The organism is Chitinophaga sp. (genome assembly GCF_036569185.1).
In the GTDB taxonomy this organism is placed as follows: Bacteria; Bacteroidota; Bacteroidia; order Chitinophagales; family Chitinophagaceae; genus Chitinophaga.
This window is the reverse complement of record NZ_DATCRD010000222.1, coordinates 1-7,764: the sequence shown is the minus strand read 5'-3', so window position 1 is coordinate 7,764 and position 7,764 is coordinate 1. Positions and strand designations below refer to the sequence as shown.

Annotated in this window: 5 protein-coding genes; 3 read left to right on the top strand and 2 right to left on the bottom strand. The window is 43.7% G+C overall.

All coding sequences use genetic code 11. The features are described 5' to 3' along the window. The coding region (locus VIM72_RS16615; RefSeq protein WP_332003952.1) for an NAD(P)-dependent oxidoreductase at window positions 1-623 on the top strand (623 nt) is incomplete at its 5' end. Window positions 624-703: 80 nt separating this feature from the next. On the opposite strand, the gene VIM72_RS16610 is transcribed toward VIM72_RS16615, so the two are convergent. Then, on the bottom strand, window positions 704-2,656 hold the full coding sequence (locus VIM72_RS16610) for an ATP-binding protein (RefSeq protein WP_332003951.1): 1,953 nt from the start codon (window positions 2,654-2,656) through the stop codon (window positions 704-706). Between the two features lie 341 nt (window positions 2,657-2,997). Further along, complete coding sequence (locus VIM72_RS16605) at window positions 2,998-3,819, bottom strand: hypothetical protein (protein ID WP_332003950.1); 822 nt, start codon at window positions 3,817-3,819, stop codon at window positions 2,998-3,000. Between the two features lie 250 nt (window positions 3,820-4,069). Between VIM72_RS16605 and VIM72_RS16600 the strand changes: the two genes are divergently transcribed. After that, window positions 4,070-6,439 (top strand): PAS domain-containing protein, encoded by a 2,370-nt coding sequence (locus tag VIM72_RS16600; protein ID WP_332003949.1) that lies wholly within the window; start codon window positions 4,070-4,072, stop codon window positions 6,437-6,439. 678 nt (window positions 6,440-7,117) lie between these two features. Continuing rightward, the gene (locus VIM72_RS16595) at window positions 7,118-7,759 is read left to right on the top strand and encodes a pentapeptide repeat-containing protein (protein WP_332003948.1); all 642 of its coding nucleotides are present in this window, start codon (window positions 7,118-7,120) and stop codon (window positions 7,757-7,759) included. Window positions 7,760-7,764: the final 5 nt, after the last annotated feature.

The window sequence follows — 7,764 nt, the reverse complement described above, 5'->3', positions numbered from 1 at the left end:
CTGCAGCCTGGATTACGGAGGAAGTGCAGCCACAGCCTAAGAATATCTACGGGGTAACCAAAAAAGCAGCAGAAGACCTTTGCCAGCTCTTCTACAGAAATCACGGCCTGCCCTGCATAGTACTTCGCACTTCCCGTTTCTTTCCTGAAAAAGACGACGACAAACATATGAGGGAAACCTTTCAGGACGAGAACCTGAAGGCCAACGAATTCCTGTTTCGCAGGGTAGAGCTGGAAGACGCGGTAAATGCACATTTGCTGGCGGCAGAAAAGGCTTCCTCCATCGGATGGGGCGTTTATATTATCAGCGCTACCACGCCGTTCCGCCCCGCAGATTTGCGTGATCTGCGCCTCAATGCGCCAGAGGTAGTACTGCGCACCGTACCGGCTTATGCAGCAGCGTATAGCCACCGCGGATGGAAGATTCACCAAAGCATAGACCGGGTGTATGTAAATGAGAAAGCGAGAAAAGAGCTGGGTTGGGAACCAACATATGATTTCGCTTACGTAATAGCACGTATAAACGCAGGAGAAAGTTTACGCAGCCCACTTGCAGAATTAACCGGTTCAAAAGGATATCATGCAGAGAGCTTTACGGATGGCCCCTATCCCATCAGCCATTAAAAAGAGGGGGATGATATGAAGCAACAGCATGCACAAACCAGTGACCGGGCGAAGTGTTATTTTACTACCTGTCCGAAAAGCTATTGTTTCTTTTTCCCATAACTTATTTTCAACAGGATATCCAGCATCTCATCCGGGACAAATGGTTTATTGAGGAAATGGGTGATATTTAAACTGGCAAAGCGTGTTCTTACATCTGCCAGGACATCGGCAGTAAAAATAACAACCTGGACATCGGGGTATTGCTGCTTTATCAGTTTTCCGAGGGCATAGCCATCCATACCCGGGATATGAAGATCGATCAGGGCTACATCATAGGAGATGCTCTGCAACAGGCTTGCTGCATCATTGCCGTTTGTGGCTACATCCGGAGTTATCCCGAAATATTTCAGCTGTTTTTCTACCACCATAATGTTAACCTTGGAGTCTTCAACAAGGAGTAACTGTAACCAGTTAAATTTACCTGCATAGGCCGATATATCATTTTGCATTGATCTGCCTGTATCCACCGTTTTAGCGATCCGTTTTTCAAAGGTTAAGTCAAAATAAAAGTTGGATCCCTTTCCGGGGCTGCTTTCCAGCACAATCCTGCCGCCCAGCAGGGCTATCAACCGGCGGGTGATAGCCAGTCCCAGTCCGGAACCAGACAAGCGGTGGGAGGAAGTTGTATGGAGATGCCTGAAACTTTCAAAAATTGTTTCGTGGAGCTCGGGGGGAATGCCTATACCGGTATCTTTTACAGAGAACCGCAAAGTTACCGTATCCGTTGTTTCTGCTTTTACAATGACAGATACTGTGATCTCGCCTTTTTCGGTATACTTTATAGCATTACTTATCAGGTTATTCAATATCTGGCTGATACGGACAGGATCGGCCAGAATATGTCGCGGTGTATTTAAGTCTACGACGGTATTTAACCAAAGACCTTTTTCAATCGCCTGCTGGTTAATCTGTACTTTTATGTGCCCCAGCAGTTCGGGTAAATCCACTTCGGAAAAATGCAGTTCCAGGTTTTCGGTTTCGATCCTGTTGAGATCCATTATATCATTGATCAGCTGTAACAGGTGTTCCGAGGAATATACAAGGCTGTTAATGTATTCTTCATGTGCCGGATGGTAACTCATTTTGAGCAGATGAGCAATTCCAATAATGCCATTAAGCGGGGTTCTTATTTCGTGGCTCATGGTAGACAGGAAGTCGAATTTGTCTCTCGCTGATTTTTCCGCAGCTTCCCTGGCTTTTATCAGCGCCTGTTCATCTCTTTTTTTTTCTGAAATGTCTATCACTGCCCCTTTGAGTGCGACCACCTTACCATCTTTTATTACCGGTACACAGATAGCCCGGATCCATTTCCCGGAATTATCAGGGTCGGTGGCAACCAGCCGGAGTTCCACATCATAAGGGGTTCCTTTTTCAATGGCCTGATGTATCCGTTCCTGCAGGATCTGTTGGGATGCTTCATCATGCAGTGTATATATTTTATCGAGGGAGGGGATAAAATCCTCTGTCACATTATTTATCCGGTAGGTTTCCCGGGACCAGAAGATCTCGCCGGTATCCAGACGATATTCCCACCCCCCGGTTTTTCCCAACGCCTGGCTAAAGTTCAGCAGCATATTGCTTTGCTCCAGTTTACTTTTCAGTATCTGCTCTTCGGTCTCGTCGTGTACATAGCCTATGCGATATTTTCCGCTGCCATTTTGGGCAGGCAGGGCCCAGGAATTAACACGGCAGTAGCGGGTACCTTTAGTAGGATGGCTGACCCGGAAAGAAAGAGAAATGGGATGTCCGGGACTCTCCGCTGTAGCTCCGAGGGCAGCTTTCAGTGTCTGTAAATCTTCCGGGAAAATTGTTTTTGTATATCCCCGGCCGAGTGATTCGGAAAGCGAGAGCCCAGAGATTTCTTCCAGCGCATGATTAACAAAAATGCAGTTATTTGCTGCGTCAAAGCAAAATGCCCCCATGGGCGCATATTGCAAGACAGCCAACAGACCACTGGCTTCGTCCAGAGGCGAATTCGGTTCATTTTTCATTCTTTAAATAATAGGTTTAACCGGGATATGTCCAATGGGGAGGAAATAACCGGAGATAGCCATTGTTAGTAGCTTCGGTTACACCTTATTTAAAGATATGAAATCTTGTCCTGATTAAAAAATACGTGGGGATTTCTAACGGGGATTAACTACCTGGGTTTTCCGGGGTTAACTGCTGAAATGGAAAAAAGGCCGGCTTCCAGATAAGGCAATAGGTTATGAAACGTAATTTTATTTTTCCTGTAAGTAAACTGAAAGCCCCCAAAAGTCTGTCTTTCAGGGGCACTTCAGCATTACTCCTCCCCTTTAATCCTGATAAAAGATGTTATCTGAAAGGTCACTTATGGCAGTGATATCCATTCCAGTTTTACAATACTATTGTCCATACCTGAGTTGAACGTGGCACGTACCGGGTATTTGGCCGCATTATAAGCGTAGCTGTAGGTATTGGTAATAGCTGCGGATGAATTAGCGGAACTGATAGTTTCAGACAGTACGTTATGTGCAGACAGGTTGGCGGCATTTGCCTCCAGTACAAAGGCCAGTACCGGCTGCTCGTGCTGCGGGTTCTGTGCTTTGTCATAAGTGTAACTTAAAGAAGAAGTACATACAAATTTGCTATAGCCGGGTTGTTTGCCGTAGTTATCCACCCTTTCAACATTTCCGTCCTGGCTCCAGGTAAATTGTTCATAGCCTGTATTTTCCCACTTGCCGGAAGATGGATGTTTGCTGAAATGGTAGCGTGTTTGCAGGTTACCATCGGCATTGTATGCCAGCGAATCGTAGGTGAATATGTCGTTATTGCGGTAGTACTTTACCTTTTCGATCTGTTCGCCGCCGGTATTATAGTCGTAGCTCGTGAATATATCGCCTGTGACAGCGTTTTCATCATCAGCAAAAAGTGTACGTACCAGGCGTCCGTTCTCATATACGGGCAGGATTACATCCGTATAGGATGCATTTTCTGTTTTGCGGAACTGCAGCATTTTTTTCAGTGTTTTGTCTGCATTGTACTCCAGCTTTGTATGGCCTTCAGCGGAAGATATCTTATGCAGATAAGTACCTGCCGGTTTGCCGCCATCCGGGCGGAATGATAAAAGAATGACTGCTATAGCTAATGACAGCACGTAGCCTCCCCCCGGGAAAATAGATTTCCTTTTCATATAGTTTAAATTTAAAATTGTTAATTGAAGATTGCGTCCGACAACGATGTAAAATTGCTGCGAATCGTTTTCGTTTTTTGTTAATAGCGGGTTAACTGTGTTAACCGGTTGTTAAGTAGATGTTGGCAGCGGGTATATTTATTACGAAACCAATTGGTGTTTATATTGTAAATAAATTGTATTTTCACTTAATAAGTGAATGTCTTACTCTAAGAATCTGATCAGGTAATACGCCAAAATCCAGTGTATAATGAGGCAGGAAGATGCTACACCTCCAGGTGAAAACATACCGGTACATCAATTACTTGAACTAATACCACTTGGCGCATTTCAGGCCGATGCGGATGGAAATGTTTTCTATTCGAACAAACAGATGCAAAATATTTGCGGGATAACCCGGGAAGAGCTCCAGGGAAAAGGATGGATGAAAATTGTTTATGAAGAGGATATTCCTCTTATTTCCAGGCTGCTGGAGGCTACGCTGGCAGAAAGAAAAGAGATTTTTGATTTTATTTACCGGATCCGGCATCCTTTAAATGGCATCCGGCATTTAAAGGCCAATGCGAAATTTGAGTTTGATTCATCCGGAACACCCCTTCATTATACCGGATTCGTAGAAGATGTTACCACGCAAATAGAGCAGCGACGGACTTTAAAGGAGGTAAACAAAGAACTTGAACGATCCAATAGCCTGCTTGATGCCAGCCAGGAAATCAGCCAGAACGGAGGATGGGAATATGACCTGCGAACAGGTAAGATATTCTGGACGAAACAGACCTATTTAATTAATAGTGTGGAGGCTGATTTCGAACCTACCTATGAGGATGTGCTCTCCTTTTGTGATGAAGGGTATGTGGAGATCCTGAAAAACAATGTTGAAAGAGCAATTAAACAGCGGATACCTTACGATTTTGAGTTCAGGCACGTGTCCCGTATTGGCGTTAAAAAATGGATGCGGGCTATTGGGATCCCTATTATCAAGGATAATGAGGTGGTCGCCCTGCGTGGAGCGCTTATGGATATTACCAGGATGAAAGAAGATGAACTGGCTATCCGGGAAGCAAAGGAAATGCTGGAGCATAGCCACCTGCTGCTGGATCTAAGCCAGCGCCTGAGCGAAACGGCAGGATGGGAAGCGGATCTGAAAACCGGTAAAGTGTTTTGGACCAGGCAAAACTATTTTTTGTACGAAGTAGACGATGATTTTATCCCGGACCTGGATAATACCCGTGCTTTTTATGAGCCGGAAGACCGCGCCAGGATGGACCAGGTGGTTAGCGAGGCTATCATGAAACAAACTACTTATGATATTGAACTGCGGCTTATAACGGCAAAAGGCACTAAGAAATGGGTACGGGCTATTGGGGTACCTATAGTAAAAGATGGGGAAGTAGCCATCGTGAAAGGGGCATTGATGGACATCACACGGATCAAGAAAGCGGAGCAGGAACTAATTGCAGCCAGGAATATTGCCGAAAATGCGGCGCGGGCAAAAACAGATTTCCTGTCGGTAATGAGCCATGAAATAAGGACGCCGCTTAATGGTATTATTGGCATTTCCAACCTGCTCAAGCTCAATCACACGATAGACCAGGAGGAATATATCCGGAGCCTGATCTTCTCGGCCGACCACTTGCTACGGTTAATTAATGATATATTAGATCTTACCAAAATGGAGAGCGATAACCTGGAGCTTTCAGAAGCTGAAGTAGACCTTTATGAGCTGGTGAGTAACATCAAAAGCCAGTTTAAGTCGTTGGCAGAAGCCAAAGGCATCCTGCTTAAAAGTTTTATAGATGATGATATCCCCAGGCGGCTGATCGCAGATCCGGTACGGCTCGGACAGATCCTTAATAATCTTGTCAGTAATGCAATAAAATTTACAGACCAGGGTACCGTTACCATCATGCTGCGGCTAACAACGCAAACAAAAGACCAGGCCACCATTCATTTTTCTATAAAAGACACGGGGACCGGTATCCCGGAGGAAATGCACTCAACAATTTTCGAAAGCTTTAAACAGCTGCAGCAGGCGCCACATCGTAAACACGCAGGTACCGGGCTAGGACTGACGATCACCCAAAAGCTGGTGGAATTACATAAAAGCAAAATTTTTCTAAAAAGCGCCCCTGGTGAAGGAGCAGAGTTCTATTTTGAAATATCTTTTGTACGGGCAAACGATGAGAACAGTCCTGCTAAATTTGTTCGTAACGCTTCTATTGCCCGCTTTGAAAAGAAGCTGACAGGGCTGCGTATCTTATTTGCCGAAGATAACCCCATCAATGTACTGGTAACCAGGAAACAGCTGGAGTACTTTGGCGTGGTACCTGATTGTGCGTACAATGGACAGGAGGCGCTCACCTTGCTGGAAAATAACAGCTATCATGTTGCGCTGCTGGATCTGCATATGCCTTCCATTGATGGTTACGCGCTTGCAGAAATCGTGCGTCGCAAGTATCCAGGCACACATGTTATCATTTTTACTGCAGATATTATGACCGAGGTAAGGACAAGACTGGCCCAGATACATGTTTATGATATTCTGAACAAACCTTTCGCCGCAGAAAAGATGTATGAAATGTTATTAAATGTGGCGCGTGACAGGAAAATTGTTGAATAGCAGGGAAAAGCTTGTCCGGCGCGGGGAACAGGCGTATAGGCGATCTGGTTAATTAGCCTGTCGTAATCCTTGAGTATATTATCCGCCCGCTAATGGCTAGCCTTTGAAAAGTACATGATCTACGTGAGAATATGATGCCGGTCGGCAGCATATAACCGATCAAATGCACATAATTTCATTTTGACCCCAGCCTGGCAGATGATTTGGAAAATTATCGAATTATATTGCTTTGATGCCTGACCACTTAAAAAAAGAAGGAGTAAATCAGTAATAATTAAAATCAATAGCAGCGCGAACTTACACCGCAACAGGTTAATTTTTTGTGCTCAAAGAGATGGTAATTACAAAATGTGGGAAAAATAAAAAGCATGTAGTTTCATATGAAATCACATGCTTTAAAGTGCCATTAGTCGGATGACTGAGCGACGTGTTATCTCAACTATGTAATTATCAATATTTCTGAAGTAGTGAAACCGGTTTGTTCACTCTTTTGTTCTCGAACCTGGAAAGAAAGAACTGTATATGCAAAATAAGGTATTTTGGTATTCACTGCAATGACAATTATTTTTTGCCCTTCAAAAATAATTCCCGGTATTCCATCTCTCTTAAAAGTACTTAAAGGTCCGATGCCACTGATTTAGTAGCGGTAATTTGAATAAATTTTCTTAATTTATCTCCATGAACACCACCCACAAAGAACAAACCTGGGTATTAAAAACAAAATTCTCCAACCTGGTGTTAAGTGATTTCGATTTCACTGACACCAATATGAACAGTGCCATTTTTGAAAGAGTTACTTTTAATTCGAGCTTGTTTGAGCGAACAAATGTGGACAACACCAGACTTTTTCATGATTGTAATTTTGACCACTGCATTTTTAAAAATGTAAAATTAAAAAATTCTGCATTCGGTAACAACAAAGGGGAATATAATAACTGCCAGTTTGAAAAATGTGACTTCACAGGCCTTCATTTTAATGCCACGCGGTTTATCAATTGCGGCTTCACTCACTGTAAACTGAAGAATATAAATTTCAATGCCAGCAGTTTCCTGCAGTGTCAGTTTGTCGGCAAACTGGAAAACGTTACTTTTAATGGCATATATGATACAAATACAAGCACGCATAAAATCCTGGAAAATGTTGATTTCTCAGCGGCCATATTTGGCGAATTTGTGAGCTTTTTTGATTGTGATCTATCAACGTGCACGCCACCTCAGGGGAAAACATTTGAGGAACTATTATACATTTTTGATCTTAATAGTCCAGCCAATTTGAGCTCAGGCTCCAAAGACAGGATCGTCATACCACTAAAGCTGTAACAAAA